Below are 14,868 nucleotides of genomic sequence, written 5' to 3'. Positions count from 1 at the left end.
GGTTTTGTGTGTGAGGAGAAGGGAGTTTCTGTGATGAGCACACCGGATGCGAAACGACGCACGGGCCGTGAGGTGAAGGCGCTGGTGTGGACCGCTCGGCACCCGGTCGGCACGATGGTGGCCCCCGCGACCGCCGCCACGGCAGGGCTGGAATTGGGTTGGGCCACCACGGGTGGCATCGCCGGGGGCACGGTGGTGGCGTTGTGTGGTTGGTATCGGGCGCATCCGGCCACGTTCGACCACTACGCCGCTCCTCGGTTGCGGGCGTGGAGGCGTCGGTGGGGTGCCTATCTGGGGCCTCGGTTCAATGCCGCCTTGCGGGCTTGTGATTTGTGCACGGTGCACCGCAAGACTGATGAGGAGCATTTCCCGCGGATCATCCGCACCCGGTCGTTCTCGCCGACGGTGGACACGTTGTGGTTGCGGATCCCGAAGGGCATGCACGCCCGCCACTTCGAGGCGAAGCTTGAGGAGTTGGCGGACGCACTGCGGGTGCAGCGGGTGGCGGTGGAGCGGGTCAAGCCTGGTGTCGTGGGGTTGGTGATCGAGCGGAAGGAACCGTTCACCGAGACGATTCCGGCGCCGGAGATGCCGCAGGAGTCGGAAGCGGTCGACCCCACCGACATTTACGTCGGTGAAACCGAGTTCGGTCAGGATTGGCGGCTGGCTGTGCTGGGGCAGCACACGTTCATCGCGGGCGCCACCGGTGCGGGGAAGAACTCCATCCCCATGTCGATCCTGCGGGCGCTGGCGCCGATGATCCGTGACGGGCTGGTGCGGTTGTGGTTGTGCGATCCGAAGCAGATGGAGTTCGGCACGCTCGCGGGCATCGCCTACCGCTACGCCACCAGCGAGACCGACTGTGCGGATCTGGTCGGCGAGTTCGTGGACGACCTCAAACGGGTGCAACACGAACTCGCCGGACGGGGCGACCGCAAGATCACGATCTCGCCCGGGACACCGCTGAACCTGTTGATCGTGGACGAGATCGGGGCCCTGTTGGCCTACAACTCCGACACCCAGTCTCGGCGCGAACTGGCCCGTAACCTCGCGGTCATCGGCTCGCAAGGGCGGGCCACGGGGCATTCGATGATGGCGCTGGTGCAGGAGCCCACCAAGGACACGGTGCCGATCAGGGACTTGTTCACGGTGCGGATCTGCCTGCGGGTCACCGCCCAGTCGCATGTGGACATGACACTCGGGGAAAACGCCCGCCTGCGCGGAGCTATCGCCGACGAAATCCCCAACATCGCCGAAACAGCCGGGATTGGTTACGTCGTCCAGCAACGCACCCGTGTTCCAGTGCGGGTCCGTGCCTCCTACGTCACCGACACCGAAATCGAGGAACTGGTCACCTTCGTCCACACCAGGCCCGCCGGTGAGGGTGCGCACCTTCAGGCGGTGGCCTGATGTATGGGGACGTGAACTGGCCGTCACTGGTGGACGTGACGCACTACCGGGTGTTGTGGGTGCTGGACCTGGGCGACGACGACGATGTGATGTCGGAGCTGTCGGGCACAGTGCACCGCACCCGCGACGAGGCCCAGCGAGAAATCCGCGTTGATCAGGCATGGTCGCAATACCTGAACCGCAAACCTGCGGCGGAATTCGTGATCTGGCCTTGCGACCCGGTGTTTCTCGCCCGGTGCGGCGAATGCGGCGACTACCCCGACGACCAGTACCGGGCCTTCCGCGACTGGGACCACATCGCCGACTACACCCGCAACTTCCCCGGCTGGCTCGCCACCAGCGAACGCACCGTGTTCTGCCCCCGCCACCTACCCGCACACGGCTGGTGACAACAACCACGACCCTGGAGAAGGGATAGTGCAATGAGGACACTGAAATTTCTGGGTATGTGGGCGAAAATGACCCTGGTCGCGATACTAGCGATGGTCGTGGAAATCGCCACCATCACCACCCTCTGGATACTCGCCCCCGTAGCTGCGATCACGGTGCTGGCGTGGGCGGCGGTCACCGCAGGCATGTGGCGCGAATGGCGAGCACACGCCACCGGATACACCCACCAAATCACCGACCTACGACGGGAACGCGTCTGATGCGCCACCACGACCGCAACCAACTCGACCTGTTCACCACCACCACGACCACCACCCCGGCCTCGACCCGCGACACACCACCCGCCAAGGGGCGCCGCTCCCGCACAGTGTCCGCGTCGCCGACGGTGGCCCAGGACGTGCTCGCCGAAATACAGGCGGGCCGGTTCGGGCTCCTCGACGACAGTGACCGCGTCGTGGTGATCGACGGAGACGGACACGTCCGTACCGCCCTGGATGAGGATGTCGTCCACGAACTCATCCAGGGCCGGTATGCCCAACCCTGCCCCGCCAGAGACACCATCACCGCCCTGCACGGAGCGATCCGCAAACCCGTCTCACCACTACGACTGACCAAAACCGGGCGGGCACTGCTGCACCGCTGGTCCGCCCTGCACACCTACCCCTGACCTCACGACAGCAAGGAAGGCAGACGCCATGTCCACCATGGACAAACCTCGGATAGCCGACCGCGTGGTGGACACCGTCCGCGTCCTCGTCGCCATCATCCTCGGCGGCATCGGCGGGGCGGTCGGCTTCACCCACACCCACGACTGGGCCGAACACCACGGACAAACCGGCTGGCTGGCCTGGGCCACCGCCATCGTGATCGAGGGCATGGCCGTCGTGGCCGGGTTCGAAATCCGCCGCGACCACCACGCCGGGAAAACCACCCTCCTCACCTTCCCCGTAGTCGTGTTCGTCGGCGCATTCGTCGTGCAAATGGCCGCACAAGTCGAACTCGCCGAACCCAGCATCTTCGGCTGGCTCGTCGCCGCCATGCCCGCCCTCGGCTTCCTCGTCGTCGTCAAACTCCTCCTCCGCAAACCAGCCCCCAACACCGACACCGAGACCACCACGGCGACAGAGCCGACCAAGACCGACACCGAACCACAAACAGAGCCGACACGACCAGCACAGCCCGAGCCAGAGCCAACGATTCCCATGCCGCCGACAAGCGGAGTTCGGGCGAAACTGCCGCCATCGCTAATGGCACGCCTGGACGCCCTACACGCCGACGCACACGACACCGGCCGGACGCTGAGCGCCGCCGAGATCCAGCGAGCGTTGCGCCTGCCCGCGTCGATGGCCCAGCAACTCGCCACCGACCTGACACCCCGCAACGGGCACCCCATCAGCGCCTAACCACCGAACACTCCGCACGCGAGGGCGGGGCATGACCAACAACCCGGTCGTGCCCCGCCCTTCGGCTGTGTGCACCACCAGAAAGGGCCTGTTCATGGAAACGCTGGAACAACGCCTCACCCACCGCGTCCGCGCTTCGGACTATGCCGACTGGCGGGCCAAAGTCCGCGCCGTCAACGGCTGCGCCAAACCCATCCGCCTCACCGGAGCGCATCAACTCCAAGACACCCGCACCGGAACCGTGCTGCATCACCATGGTGGGGACATCTTCGCGCCCTGCGGCAACCGCCGCTCCGCCGTCTGCCCCGCCTGTAGCGACCGCTACGCCGCCGACGCCTTCCACCTCGTCCGCGCGGGACTTGTCGGCGGCACCAAAGGTGTTCCCACGGCTGTCACCGACCGCCCCCGGGCGTTCGTCACCCTCACCGCACCCTCGTTCGGCCCGGTGCATCACGCCCGGACCAGCGCACGGGGCAAGCGCATCCCCTGCGGCTGCGGCGAACACCATCACGACGCCGACACCCGCATCGGCACACCCCTCGACCCCGAGGGCTACGACTATGTGGGGGCGGTGCTGTGGCAAGCCCACGCCGGAGTGCTCTGGCAGCGCTTCACCATGCGCCTACGCCGAGAAATCGCCAAACGGGCAGGAATCCGCGTCCGCGACTTCCCCACCGAAGCCCGCCTGTCCTACGGCAAAGTCGCCGAATACCAACGCCGGGGCCTCATCCACTTCCACGCCATCATCCGCCTCGACGGCCCCGACGGCGCCACCACACCCGCCCCACCTTGGGCGCACCCCGACCTACTTGACGACGCCATCCACGCCGCCGCCGGAGCAGTCGTGCTGAACGCGGCCCGCCCGGACGGCACCACCGACACCCTCACCTGGGGCACACAGGTCGACGTCCGACCGATCCAGCCCAGTGGCTCAACCGAGTTCGAAACCCGCGACGGGCAGATCAGCGAGGCCCGCCTGGCGGCCTATATCGCCAAGTACGCCACCAAAGGCACCGGTAAGACCGAGGCCGCCGACCGTCCCATCCGATCGCAACTCGACATCGACTTCCTCCGAGTCTCCGAGCATCACCGGCGGATCATCCAAACGGCCTGGGACCTCGGCGACCTGCCCATGTATGAGGAGCTGAACCTGCGGCGCTGGGCACACATGCTCGCCTTCCGAGGCCACTTCCTCACCAAATCCACCCGCTACTCCACCACCTTCAAAACCATCCGGGGCGACCGCAAAGTCTTCCGGCTGACCGAAACACTCCAGCGCCTCGGCCTGGCCGACCAGGCCGACACCATCGCAGTGGTCAACGACTGGACCTTCCACGGCGCCGGATACCGCGACGACGCCGAACGCGAACTCGCCGCAGGCATCGCCACACGCATCCAAGACGACCGCAAAGCCAAATACGCCAACGAATACGCAAAGGAACAACAACCATGAACAAGCTACTCACCGTCGACGAACTCGCCGACTACCTCAGCGTCCCGAAGAACACGCTCTACCAGTGGCGCACCAAAGGCTACGGCCCACCAGGAAAACGCGTCGGCAAACACGTCCGCTACCGCGCCGACGACGTCGACACCTGGATCGAACAGCAAGGAACCCTCTGAATGGCGCGAGTATGGATCTACGACCGAACGCAAACGCGGGCCTACAAGGAGGCCGCGAGGAAGGCGAAGTCCAACGGGCGCAAGCCTCCCGCTCGGTGGCTCGTGCGCTACTACGACCGGAGCGGCAACCTCAAGTCCGAGGCCGTAGCGAACAAGACAAAGGCCGAGGACCGACGTACCGAGTTGGAAGCGTCGCTCGTAGCGGGTACCTATGTCGACCCGGCTCGCGCGAAAGTGTCGTTCGCGGAGATGGCCGAGAAGTGGTTGGACACCCGGCATGACCTGAAACAGTCGACCTGGTGGAAGTACCGGGGCCTACTGGACAACCACGTCAACCCCCGCTGGGGCGAACTGCCCCTCAACGGCGTCATGCGCGAGGAAATCGACGTGTGGGTCGCCAAGCTGCTCAAGTCGAAGGAGGACAACGGAAGCCAGCTCGGAGCGTCTCAGGCTCGGCACGCATACCGGGTGCTCGCGATGGTGCTGGAGTGGTGCACTCCGTCGCGCATTCCCGTCAACCCGGCTCGTGGCGTGACGCTACCGGTGCAAGCTGAGGCCGAACACGTCTACCTGTCGTATACCCAGGTCGAACAGCTTGCCGACGCGGCGGCCGAACTGCGCACGAAGTACGACCGCCCCACCGCGTGCGCAGCCATCAACAAGGCGCTCATCCTTGTGCTTGCCTATACGGGGGTCCGCTGGGGTGAGGCGGCGGCACTGCGGGTCGGCAGGGTCGATCTCGACAAGCGCCGTATCCGGGTCGCCACGACCTTTTACGAGGTCAACGGCGTGCAACACGAGGGACTACCCAAGACCGGTAAGCGGCGCACCGTGTCGTTCCCTGCCTCCCTGGTCCCGCTGCTGCGCCCCCTCGTCCACGACAGGGAACCCGACGAGCTGCTGTTCACCACCACACGTGGCCTGTCACTGCGTAGTCACAACTGGCGCACCCGCGAGTTCGGCCCCGCCGTCGACGCAGCCGGAATCAAGATCGACGGACTTACCCCGCACAAGCTCAGGCACACCGCCGCCTCGCTCGCCATATCCGCCGGAGCCGACGTCAAGGTCGTCCAGCAGATGCTCGGCCACACCGACGCCGCCATGACCCTCAACGTCTACGGCCACCTCTTCCCCGACCGCCTCGACGAGGTCGCCGACGTACTCGACCTACGGCGAGCAAGCGCGCTACGCGACCTCAGAGCGGCATAGGTGATCTTGGTAGCGCCCGTGTGACATGAATGTGACATGGGGGAGAAGGAACCGACCCATGAAATGACTCAGGGGCCGTCTACCTGCGTAGACGGCCCCTGAATGGTCGGGCTGACAGGATTTGAACCTGCGACCCCTTGACCCCCAGTCAAGTGCGCTACCAAACTGCGCCACAGCCCGGCCTCAACCTCTCGCGAAGTTGATGAAACACAGCTTACCCTCCACCTCCACACCCCTCACAGGCAGGTGCCACTTCTCGTTTTCGCAGGTCAGCGCACGTGACGGCCGACACGTCGACCTCACGGGCGCGACCGACCCCAACAGCCCCCGCGCGACGCCAGGCGACCCACGGGACCGCATCGACGTTCCCAGGCTGATCCGACCCATCCGCCCTAACCGGCAAATTCCTCCATTGTGGACACCGGAAGTCGCGCACCGATCACACCCGCACGTAAGACGGGCGTCAAATCTCTGCCAGTCCATGGGGTGGTTACTGACCGACAGCTCGTCGCGCGATGACTACCGAGAGCATCAGATATACCTTGATGTCATCATTCAGGGGCAACTTGGTAACGACGGCTCGACAAACCGGGCCCGGCGTGTATCGTCCATTGTGGTTCCGTGCTCCCGGTGACCCCCAGGCTGGTCGAGCGCGGAACCTTTTTCAACTCCCCCACCGTCCATTGTGGCGTGAAACGACCGTCTCCCGCGCGCCGCGTTCCTCCGCCTGGTCTCGGCCACCGGGTCGGTGAGTCCGGGGGGCGGCACCGCCCACGGGAAGTTGATGCGCGAGCCCGAGCTGCCTGGCGACGAACGCTCCCCAAGTCCGGCGAACTCACCGGTCACCTGAGCAGGGCATTCAGCGCGCGTTGAGTCCGCAGCCAGTACCGGACCAGCTCCAGCGACCACGGTCGCGGTGCTCCCTCCTCCCAGTCCTCGTCCGCGAAGCTCGGTCCGAAGCGAGTGCAGCTCAACCGGTCGCGCGGGTCGTCGAGCTCGGCGTCGGAGACGGCGATCGTGAAGGGTAAATCAGCTCACTTCCGCCCGGCGACCGGCGCCGTCGTGACCAATGTAGACGGAGGTGGGGGCTGACCATGTCGGTCACCGCCTCGCCACGAGCTACCTTTACCATTCGCCTGGTGAGCTACGACGATCTCGACCCCTTCGAGCACCTCGACACCTCGTCCCTTCCGCCGCGCCAGCAGCGGATACTGGTGACCATCAGGGACTGGGTCGTCCGGCACGGGTACGCGCCGAGCAGCCGCGAGATCGGCGACGCGGTCGGCCTGCGCTCGTCGTCCTCGGTGTCGAAGCACCTCGCGAGTCTTGAGGAGAAGGGGTTCCTGCGGCGAAGCCCCACGGTGTCCCGGCCGATCGACGTCAGGGACTTCCTGAGGGAGCCCTCGTCGCGCCCCTCCGAGGATTCGGTTCCGGTTCCCGTCGTCGGCGACATCGCGGCCGGCAGTCCCATCACCGCCGACGAGCACCTTGACGACCTGCTGACGCTGCCGCGCGAGCTCACCGGCCGAGGCACCGTCTTCGGGCTGCGGGTGCGGGGCGATTCGATGATCGACGCCGCGATCTGTGACGGGGACATCGTGGTGGTGCGGCAGCAGTCCGAAGCGCACTCGGGACAGATCGTCGCGGCGATGATCGACGGCGAGGCGACGGTGAAGGTGTTCCGCCGCAGGAACGGCCACGTCCTGCTCGAACCGCGCAACGCGGCCTACGACGTCATCGACGGAGACGAGGCCGTGGTGCTCGGAACGGTCGTCTCCGTGCTGCGCAGCGTCTGAACAGCTTCCCGGCCTGTCATCCCGGCACGGGCTCCGGCGGCGAGATCCGGATCCCTGCCAGGCTTCGGCTCGGCCGGTTCGGCGAGTTGAGCGCCATGCGCAGCAAGGGTTTCGGGACGCGGGGCAGCCAGCGCAGCACGGTGGCCGTCAGCGCGGCCTCGAACCGGGAGCGCGGGACGATCGTCTTCATCACCTTCGGCCCCACGGTCCGCGTCGTGGCAACGTAGTCGCTCATGTCCTTCTCGTAGCGGGCAAACGCGACGGTGTGGTCGCCGCGCGCCTTCGCGAGGTTCGCGGCGAGCAGGTAGGCCCCGACCATGGCGACGGTGGTGCCACCGCCGACGGCGGGTCCCGGCGAGTAGCCCGCGTCGCCGACGAGCGTGACCCTGCCTTTCGACCACGTGTCCATCAGGATCTGGCTGATCGAATCGAGGTAGAAGTCGTCCGCACCGGCCGCCTCGGCGAGCAGGCGCGGCACCTGGCTGCCCTCCCCCGCGAACACCTCGCGCAGCAGCTCCACTTGGCGCGCCGTGTCGCGGTGGTCGTAGGCCAGTTCCTCCCGCCGCCGGAAGAGGAACACCGCCCTCGCCTCCCCGGTCTGCCACACCGGGTACGTCGCGACGAGCTTGTCGACCGCGTGATACACCGACATCCTGCCTTCCGGCATCCCGTGACCGGGCACGGTGAAGGCGCTCAGGTAGCCGCCGAGGAAGTTGCGATAGCCGGACTCCGGCCCGAACACGAGCCCCCTGACACCCGAGTGCAGACCGTCGGCGCCGACGACGAGATCGAAGCGCCTCGGCTTGTTGCGGGCGAAGGTCACGTCGACGCCGCCTGAGTCCTCCGAGATGCCGGTGATGGTGTCGCCGAAGAGGTATTCGACGTCGTCGCGCGTCGCCTCGTGCAGGATGCGGGCCAGTTCACCTCGGATGATCTCGATGTGGTCGTCGCCGGAGTCGTGCGTGGCGAACCGGGAGAAGTCGACGTGGACCGGCCCTCGGCCGGGGCGTTCCAGAGTGAGCGCCGAGGTTCTGGTGTGCATGGCCTCCACCTCGGAGTGGATGCCCATGTACTCGGCGATCCGCACCGCGGGTTCGAACAGGTCGACGGCGTGGCCGCCGGTGCCAGCGCGCAGCAGCGGAGCGCGCTCGACCACGACGGGGCTGAAGCCGTAGCGCCGGAGCCAGTAGGCGAGTACCGGTCCGGCGACGCTGGCACCCGAGATCAGGATGTTCATGACCAACCCTTCGATACGTTTACTTACCGGAAGGTAAATGAACGACGCGCCCTCCGTCAACAGCACGGGCACGGTTAGGCTGGCCGCGTGGCAAGGGCGAGATCGACCGAGACGAAGGACCGCATCCAGGCGGCCGCGCTGGACCTGTTCGCCGAGAAAGGCGTCCAGCAGACGAGCCTGCGCGAGATCGCGGAACGCCTCGGGCTCACCAAGCCCGCGCTGTATTACCACTTCGCCTCGCGCGAGGATCTGGTCAACTCGCTCGTGCAACCACTCATCGAGGACATCGAAGCGCTACTCGTCGACGACGAGGCCGCGGCCCGGACCGACCGGCGGGCTCTGCTCGACCGCTACTTCGACGTCACGTGCAGGCATCGCAGGGTCACCGCGTTGCTGGTTCGCGAGGTAGCCATCCTCGCCCGGCTCGATCTCGGCACCCGCATCGCGGCATGGCGGCTGCGGCTCATGCGCTTGCTGGCAGGACCCGGCGCCTCATTGGCCGAGCAGGCGAAAGCCGTCTCGGCACTCGGCGGTCTCGCCGACTGCATCGTGCTCTTCGCCGACGTGCCGGTGGAAACCCTGCGCCCGGCGGCCCTCGGCGCCGCCTACGCGACGCTCGGCATCGAACCCGGCGAGAGTCCACAGTAGAGTCCGGCCCCGCTTCCGCCGAATCTCGCCGCGTCCCTTGACCTCCAGCGCGCTTGAGGTAGCACGGTGGACCGAGAAACGCCGAAACGGGAAGGACCGACATGACATCCGCCGCTTCCAGCACACGGTTCACCAGCCAGGAACTGCGCTACCTCGCCGGTCAGCGGCTGGGCCGGCTCGCGACCGTGCAACGCAACGGAACCTTGCAGAACAGCCCCGTCGGCTTCCACTACAACGACGACACCGAGACCATCGACATCATCGGATTCGACATGGCGGGCAGCCAGAAGTTCCGCAACGTCGCCGCCAACGGCAAGGTCGCCTTCGTCGTCGACGACGTCCGCTCGGTGCGCCCATGGCGAGTCCGCTGCCTGGAAATCAGGGGGTACGCCGAGGCCGTCGATCCGCCCGAGCGACGCGCCGGAGTCGACGGCGCGATCATCCGCATCCACCCCACCAGGATCATCTCCTTCGGGCTCGACGATGCCGACGTGGATCCACACGACCTCGTCGCCGACAGGCGCGACGTCGGCTGACCCACCGGACATCCGGGTGTGGGAGAAACCCCGTCCGGTTTCTCCCACACCCGGTTCCTCCCGCCCCCGGGTTCGTGGTCAGCCGTCGATGAACACGTCCGCGACCGTGGGGCGTTCCGGCGTGCTGCCCGCCTCGCCCTCACACGTCGCCGCGAAAATCAAGATCAGGAACAGGCTGACGATCACGGCGAGGCAGCCGCCCCCGCCGTCGCGGCTCTTCTGGATCTCGAAGCCACCTCCCGGCTCGATGCCGGGATGCTGCCGCAGGTAGTGCCTTCCGTGCTGCGAGACGCCCTCGGACTCGGGCAGCCACGCCGTCCGGTGGTTGCACTCACCGCACCAGTAGCGGAACTTCGTCGCCATCGCCGCTCGTTCTCCCCTCGGTTCAGCGCCGGTCGGTGAACAGCGCGACGAAGTGGTCGAGGTCGGCCTGCAGGCACGCGATCTGGCTGTGCTTGCCGGTGCAGCCGGGCGCCCACTCGCTGCCGTCGCCGTAGTCGAGGAAGTCGTGCGGAATCCCGGCCGCGGTCAGGTTGGCGGAGGTGACCACAGCCGTCTGCCGTGCCCTGTTCTCGATGACGGCCTGGATCGGGTTGACCGTGAGGTCACCGCCGTTGCCCGCGTACATCGCCACGCCCATCCCGCGCAGCGGCTCGACGTTCTGTGCGGGACTCTGCGCGTTCCACACCCCGTCGAATGGCCAGACCGGTGACCCGAAGATCGCGTCCGGAGTCGTCGTCGGCACGCCGGAGGCCGGATCCAGCGTCGTGGCGACCACCGCGGCCCTCATCTCAGGGCTGAGCAGGTCGAGGCCACCGGAGAAGCTGCCGACGTAGCTGAACAACTCGGGCCGGTGCTGCGCGTAGTGGAAGGCGCCGAACCCGCCCATCGAATGCCCCGCGATGGCCCTGCCTTCCCTTGAGGCGTCCGTCGCCAGGTTGTCGTCGATGAACGGGATGAGCTGGTCGAGGTGGAAGGTCTCCCAGTTCTGCGGGCCCTGGTCTCCGGGGTTGACCCAGTTGGAATACCAGCTCCTCCCCCCGTTGGGCCACACGGTGATCACTGGCTCGTCCCGCGTCGCCCGTTCCCCCATCTGCCTGTTGGCCGCCGAGTCGGCCCTGTCCCCGTTGCCGTGCAGCGAGTACAGCACGGGGTATTCGGCCGAGGGGTCGTAGTCCTCCGGCAACGTGATCATGATGTCGTGCTCACCGGGATCCTGCCCCGGTTGCAGGCTCGGCGTCGGCACCTCGTCGGTCGCGACGGAGAAGACGAACGTCCGGTCGCTGTCGGCCACCCACTCCGGCTGGTCGACGATCGTGAGCCCGTGACCGTCGGTCAGCTCGGGCAGCTCGGGCAGAGCCGTGCCGGGGTCGGCCGCCGCGGCCGCCGGCGTGAACGCGAACGCGGCCAGCACGGCCACGATCGCCGAACGCTGCGCCATCGGCACCGTTGAGCGGAGTGTCATCGCGTGATCCCCTTCGACGCTGGTGTTGCCGGTGATCCTGCCGTTGTCCCTGGTCACGGAACCAGGCCGTAGACCGGCCTTTCATGGCCGGTCGGCACGCTAGAGTCGTGCTCTCACTGGGAAAGGGGCACTGGGGGCATGAGCCGGTTCGGTGGCCTGCTGCGCGAGCTCCGGCGGCAGGCGGGTATGACGCAGGAACAGCTCGCGGAGAAGTCGGGCGTCGCGGTCAGAACCATCCGAAGACTGGAGACGGGCAGCCCCACCGATCCCCGGATGGGAACGGTGACCTCGCTCGCCGACGCGCTCGACGTCAGTCACGAGCAACGCAGGGTCCTGCTCGCCGCCGCCGACGGCACGGAGCCCGTCGCCGTCCGCGAAGCTCACCCCGAGCCGAAGGTGACGGACGAACCACCCCGGATCCCCTCGCCGCGAACACCCTCACCCCGGCCCTCGCGGGCGGGCGACCCGGTGTCGGAAGCCGCCGACCATCTCGCGATGGTGATGGCGACCCGGCTGCGCCGCGAGGAAGAACAGCGCCGCGTCAACGATCCGCTTCCACTGCCGGTGCGCTGGCGGACGGCACCGGCCGGCATCGTCGACCACCCCGAGAACATCCGGCGGCTTCCCGCGCACGCCGTCGCGGAACCGCTCGCGCTCACCGGCGGGCTCGACGATCTCGCCAGTACCTACGCGGATCTTCCCTCCGGGCGATTGGTGCTGCTGGGAAGGGGCGGCTCGGGCAAGACGGTACTGGCGTTGCGGTTCGTACTGGACCACCTGCACACGCGAACACACGGCGAACAGGTACCGGTGATCTTCAGCGTCGGTTCGTGGGACCCGACGACGACCTCGCTGCGTGCCTGGCTGGTGGAACGGCTGCTGCGGGACAACCCGGGGCTCTCGGCCACGGGACCCGGCGGATCGACGCTGGCGTCGCTGCTGGTCGAATCGGGGTGGGTGCTGCCGGTGCTCGACGGCTTCGACGAACTCGCGCACGGTCTCCACCGGCCTGCCATGGAAGCGCTCAACGACACGTCGATGCCGTTGCTGTTGACCAGCAGGGCACCCGAATACGAACGCACCGTCGCCGCCGTCGACGTCCTCACCTCAGCCGCGGTACTCGTCGTCACCGACTTGACCCCCGACGATCTCGCGGGCTACCTTCCCCGCACCGCTCGCCGCTCCGGCGACGGCGAGACCGCGACCCGGTGGGACGGCGTACTCGCCGCCCTGCGCGCGGAGGACCGTGATCCCACGGCCGAAAACCTCGCCACCGTGCTGACCACGCCGCTGATGGTCACGCTCGCCCGCACCGTCTACAGCGACAACAGGGACCGCGATCCCTCCGTTCTGCTCGACAGCGCCAGATTTCCCAGCCCTGAGGCCATCGAGGACCATCTGCTCGGCAGCTTCGTGCCCGCCGTCTACCGCGACGCGACCCCCGGCGGCAGGCGCAACTGGGATCCCGACAAAGCCGTGCACTGGCTCGGTTTCCTTGCCGACCATCTCGACCGGCGCGGCATCGGCGACCTCGAATGGTGGCGGCTCGGCGACTCACTCCGCCGGTCCTCACGCATCCTGCTCGTGGTGATCGCGTGCGCGCTGGCGACGGCGGTGCTGGACTGGTTTCTCTTCCTGCCGGTGAACTCACTGATCATCGGGCCACCGGCGTTCGAACTCGCGGTGCTCGAAGGGCTGATCATCGGGCCGACCGCGGGACTGGCGTTCGGGCTGGTCTACGGGATCATGATCGTGGTGGGCGGCAGGACCTTCGAGCCGTTACGCATGCGGATCCGGTTACCGGGCAGAGGGGGCCGAGGGCCGAGCAGGACACGAGCACTCGCCGCGAGGTTCGCGGGAGGCTTGGTCGGCGGAGCGGTCGTGGGACTGGGGCTCGGCCCCGCCATCACCATTCTGCGTGGGCTGACCTGGGGCTTTCATCCCGATGTCGGCATCGTGGTGCAGGCCGCGCTCGTCAACGTGATCGTCATCGCGCTCGTCTTCGGCCTGGCGGCGGGAATCGTGCTCAGCCTCGCCGCCGCGCTGGGATCGCCGGTGGATCTGGCCTCGGCGACGGGGCCGCTCGATCTGCTGAAAGCCAACCGCACCACCGTGTTCCGTCTCATCGCGGTGCTCGCCGTGACCTTCGCGATCGTGATCGCCTTCGGAGGACGGCTCGTCGTGTCCGGTCTCGGGGACATGCTGGGCCCGCTCAACTGGAATCCGCTTGAGGACGGCCTGCTGTTCGGCATCGTCGGCGGAATCACCGGTGGTCTCGGCTATGCCTTCGCGTTCACCGCGTGGGGACAGTGGCTCATCTTCGCGAGGCTGCGCCTGCCGCTGCGGGGAAGCCTTCCGTGGGCGCTGCCCGAATTCCTCGACGACGCCTACCGGCGGGGAGTGCTGCGGCAGACCGGCGCGGTCTATCAGTTCCGGCACGCCCGGCTGCAACACCACCTCGGCAGGCAGTTCCGCGAGCGCGAGCACGCCACCGCGCGCTGAGCCGCGACACTAAGGTTCCGGTATGTCCTCTCCGTCCCATCCGCCGATTCTCGAACTGCGCGCGGCGGCGAAGAACCGCCGGGTCATCGTGCCGCTGGCGGCGCTGCTGACCGGCGCGGTGCTGATCGTGCCTCCCGCCGTCGGAGGCAGCCTGCCCGTGACGGCTGGCGCCGTGGTGGTGTGGGCGGCGATCTTCGTTCCGCTGGCGATCTACAACCACCGGCTCAGGGTGGTGCTGACGCACACGGAGTTCGGCAAGGTCGGTCTCGGCAAGGGCAGGAGGCATTCGCGCGTCAACATCGCCAAGGCCGTCAGGGTCACCCTCTTGCCGCCGAGGGCGGGCTCGCCGCCTTCGGCGAACGTGTTCCTGCTCGATCCGGCAGGCGGCCTGCTGCTGCGATTGCGGGACAACGAGTTCGACAGAGCCGAGTTCGAGGACCTCATCGTGCGGCTCGGCGTTCCCGTCACGGCCTACCCCGCCATGCTGACCGCCAAGCAGTTCAGTGACCAGCATCCCGGCACGATCCGGTTCTGGGAACGCCGCCCCTACAGTTTCGCGGCGCTGTTCGGCTGCGGCACGATGGCGATACTGCTGATCGTCGCGGCCGTGCTCAGCGCGTATGTGCTGAACGACTGAGCACGGCCGAAG

Annotated in this window: 17 protein-coding genes and 1 tRNA gene; 13 read left to right on the top strand and 5 right to left on the bottom strand. The window is 67.4% G+C overall.

Features of this window, described 5'->3' with window-relative positions; all coding sequences use genetic code 11:
• Positions 1-33 precede the first annotated feature (33 nt).
• From BAY61_RS11825 to BAY61_RS11790, 8 genes are all read left to right on the top strand, one after another.
• Positions 34-1,410: an FtsK/SpoIIIE domain-containing protein gene (locus tag BAY61_RS11825; protein WP_091797040.1), complete on the top strand. Its 1,377-nt coding sequence runs from the start codon at positions 34-36 to the stop codon at positions 1,408-1,410.
• Between the two features lie 35 nt (positions 1,411-1,445).
• A complete protein-coding gene (locus BAY61_RS11820) occupies positions 1,446-1,799 on the top strand; it encodes a hypothetical protein (RefSeq protein ID WP_143021316.1) in 354 nt (117 codons plus the stop codon).
• Between the two features lie 33 nt (positions 1,800-1,832).
• Positions 1,833-2,060: a hypothetical protein gene (locus BAY61_RS11815; RefSeq protein WP_091797037.1), complete on the top strand. Its 228-nt coding sequence runs from the start codon at positions 1,833-1,835 to the stop codon at positions 2,058-2,060.
• Positions 2,060-2,467, top strand: a complete 408-nt coding sequence (locus BAY61_RS11810; protein ID WP_091797035.1) for a barstar family protein — start codon at positions 2,060-2,062, stop codon at positions 2,465-2,467. Before BAY61_RS11815 ends, BAY61_RS11810 begins: the two co-directional genes overlap by 1 nt.
• 28 nt (positions 2,468-2,495) lie before the next feature.
• Positions 2,496-3,203 carry a DUF2637 domain-containing protein gene (locus BAY61_RS11805; RefSeq protein WP_091797033.1) on the top strand — a complete coding sequence of 236 codons (708 nt, stop codon included), beginning with the start codon at positions 2,496-2,498 and terminating at the stop codon, positions 3,201-3,203.
• Between the two features lie 94 nt (positions 3,204-3,297).
• The gene (locus BAY61_RS11800; protein ID WP_091798751.1) at positions 3,298-4,656 is read left to right on the top strand and encodes a replication initiator; all 1,359 of its coding nucleotides are present in this window, start codon (positions 3,298-3,300) and stop codon (positions 4,654-4,656) included.
• A complete protein-coding gene (locus tag BAY61_RS11795; protein WP_091797031.1) occupies positions 4,653-4,826 on the top strand; it encodes a helix-turn-helix transcriptional regulator in 174 nt (57 codons plus the stop codon). Before BAY61_RS11800 ends, BAY61_RS11795 begins: the two co-directional genes overlap by 4 nt.
• Positions 4,827-6,035 (top strand): tyrosine-type recombinase/integrase, encoded by a 1,209-nt coding sequence (locus BAY61_RS11790; protein WP_091797029.1) that lies wholly within the window; start codon positions 4,827-4,829, stop codon positions 6,033-6,035.
• Positions 6,036-6,138: 103 nt separating this feature from the next.
• Here BAY61_RS11790 and BAY61_RS11785 read toward each other — a convergent pair.
• Together BAY61_RS11785 and BAY61_RS34000 are read right to left on the bottom strand one after the other, a co-directional pair.
• A tRNA-Pro gene (locus tag BAY61_RS11785) sits at positions 6,139-6,215 on the bottom strand.
• A gap of 662 nt (positions 6,216-6,877) precedes the next feature.
• Entirely contained in the window at positions 6,878-7,051 is a 174-nt protein-coding gene (locus BAY61_RS34000) for an epoxide hydrolase N-terminal domain-containing protein (RefSeq protein ID WP_091797027.1), read from the bottom strand.
• A 120-nt stretch (positions 7,052-7,171) separates the two neighbouring features.
• Here BAY61_RS34000 and lexA point away from each other — a divergent pair, with 120 nt between their 5' ends.
• On the top strand, positions 7,172-7,831 hold the full coding sequence (gene lexA / locus BAY61_RS11775; protein WP_091798748.1) for a transcriptional repressor LexA: 660 nt from the start codon (positions 7,172-7,174) through the stop codon (positions 7,829-7,831).
• A gap of 16 nt (positions 7,832-7,847) precedes the next feature.
• Here lexA and BAY61_RS11770 read toward each other — a convergent pair whose 3' ends face one another.
• Complete coding sequence (locus BAY61_RS11770; RefSeq protein ID WP_091797026.1) at positions 7,848-9,068, bottom strand: FAD-dependent monooxygenase; 1,221 nt, start codon at positions 9,066-9,068, stop codon at positions 7,848-7,850.
• 87 nt (positions 9,069-9,155) lie between these two features.
• Between BAY61_RS11770 and BAY61_RS11765 the strand changes: the two genes are divergently transcribed.
• A complete protein-coding gene (locus BAY61_RS11765) occupies positions 9,156-9,716 on the top strand; it encodes a TetR/AcrR family transcriptional regulator (RefSeq protein ID WP_091797024.1) in 561 nt (186 codons plus the stop codon).
• Between the two features lie 101 nt (positions 9,717-9,817).
• Positions 9,818-10,252 carry a PPOX class F420-dependent oxidoreductase gene (locus BAY61_RS11760; RefSeq protein ID WP_091797022.1) on the top strand — a complete coding sequence of 145 codons (435 nt, stop codon included), beginning with the start codon at positions 9,818-9,820 and terminating at the stop codon, positions 10,250-10,252.
• A gap of 78 nt (positions 10,253-10,330) precedes the next feature.
• Here BAY61_RS11760 and BAY61_RS11755 read toward each other — a convergent pair whose 3' ends face one another.
• Together BAY61_RS11755 and BAY61_RS11750 are read right to left on the bottom strand one after the other, a co-directional pair.
• A complete protein-coding gene (locus BAY61_RS11755; RefSeq protein ID WP_176879494.1) occupies positions 10,331-10,615 on the bottom strand; it encodes a hypothetical protein in 285 nt (94 codons plus the stop codon).
• A gap of 22 nt (positions 10,616-10,637) precedes the next feature.
• Positions 10,638-11,774 (bottom strand): alpha/beta hydrolase, encoded by a 1,137-nt coding sequence (locus tag BAY61_RS11750; protein ID WP_245866009.1) that lies wholly within the window; start codon positions 11,772-11,774, stop codon positions 10,638-10,640.
• Between the two features lie 81 nt (positions 11,775-11,855).
• On the opposite strand from BAY61_RS11750, the gene BAY61_RS11745 reads away from it, so the two are divergent.
• Positions 11,856-14,219, top strand: a complete 2,364-nt coding sequence (locus BAY61_RS11745) for a helix-turn-helix domain-containing protein (RefSeq protein WP_091797020.1) — start codon at positions 11,856-11,858, stop codon at positions 14,217-14,219.
• Positions 14,220-14,241: 22 nt separating this feature from the next.
• On the top strand, positions 14,242-14,856 hold the full coding sequence (locus BAY61_RS11740) for a hypothetical protein (protein WP_091797018.1): 615 nt from the start codon (positions 14,242-14,244) through the stop codon (positions 14,854-14,856).
• Positions 14,857-14,868: the final 12 nt, after the last annotated feature.

Source organism: Prauserella marina, from assembly GCF_002240355.1.
GTDB lineage: Bacteria > Actinomycetota > Actinomycetes > Mycobacteriales > Pseudonocardiaceae > Prauserella_A > Prauserella_A marina.
This window is presented reverse-complemented; position numbering and strand designations above follow the sequence as displayed.

Bases quoted from the DNA above. Each gene is read 5' to 3' on its own strand.
- BAY61_RS11825 (WP_091797040.1), top strand. From the start codon at position 34: ATGAGCACACCGGATGCGAAACGACGCACGGGCCGTGAGGTGAAGGCG.
- BAY61_RS11815 (WP_091797037.1), top strand. From the start codon at position 1,833: ATGAGGACACTGAAATTTCTGGGTATGTGGGCGAAAATGACCCTGGTC.
- BAY61_RS11810 (WP_091797035.1), top strand. From the start codon at position 2,060: ATGCGCCACCACGACCGCAACCAACTCGACCTGTTCACCACCACCACG.
- BAY61_RS11805 (WP_091797033.1), top strand. From the start codon at position 2,496: ATGTCCACCATGGACAAACCTCGGATAGCCGACCGCGTGGTGGACACC.
- BAY61_RS11800 (WP_091798751.1), top strand. From the start codon at position 3,298: ATGGAAACGCTGGAACAACGCCTCACCCACCGCGTCCGCGCTTCGGAC.
- BAY61_RS11795 (WP_091797031.1), top strand. From the start codon at position 4,653: ATGAACAAGCTACTCACCGTCGACGAACTCGCCGACTACCTCAGCGTC.
- BAY61_RS11790 (WP_091797029.1), top strand. From the start codon at position 4,827: ATGGCGCGAGTATGGATCTACGACCGAACGCAAACGCGGGCCTACAAG.
- BAY61_RS11770 (WP_091797026.1), bottom strand. From the start codon at position 9,068: ATGAACATCCTGATCTCGGGTGCCAGCGTCGCCGGACCGGTACTCGCC.
- BAY61_RS11760 (WP_091797022.1), top strand. From the start codon at position 9,818: ATGACATCCGCCGCTTCCAGCACACGGTTCACCAGCCAGGAACTGCGC.
- BAY61_RS11755 (WP_176879494.1), bottom strand. From the start codon at position 10,615: ATGGCGACGAAGTTCCGCTACTGGTGCGGTGAGTGCAACCACCGGACG.
- BAY61_RS11745 (WP_091797020.1), top strand. From the start codon at position 11,856: ATGAGCCGGTTCGGTGGCCTGCTGCGCGAGCTCCGGCGGCAGGCGGGT.
- BAY61_RS11740 (WP_091797018.1), top strand. From the start codon at position 14,242: ATGTCCTCTCCGTCCCATCCGCCGATTCTCGAACTGCGCGCGGCGGCG.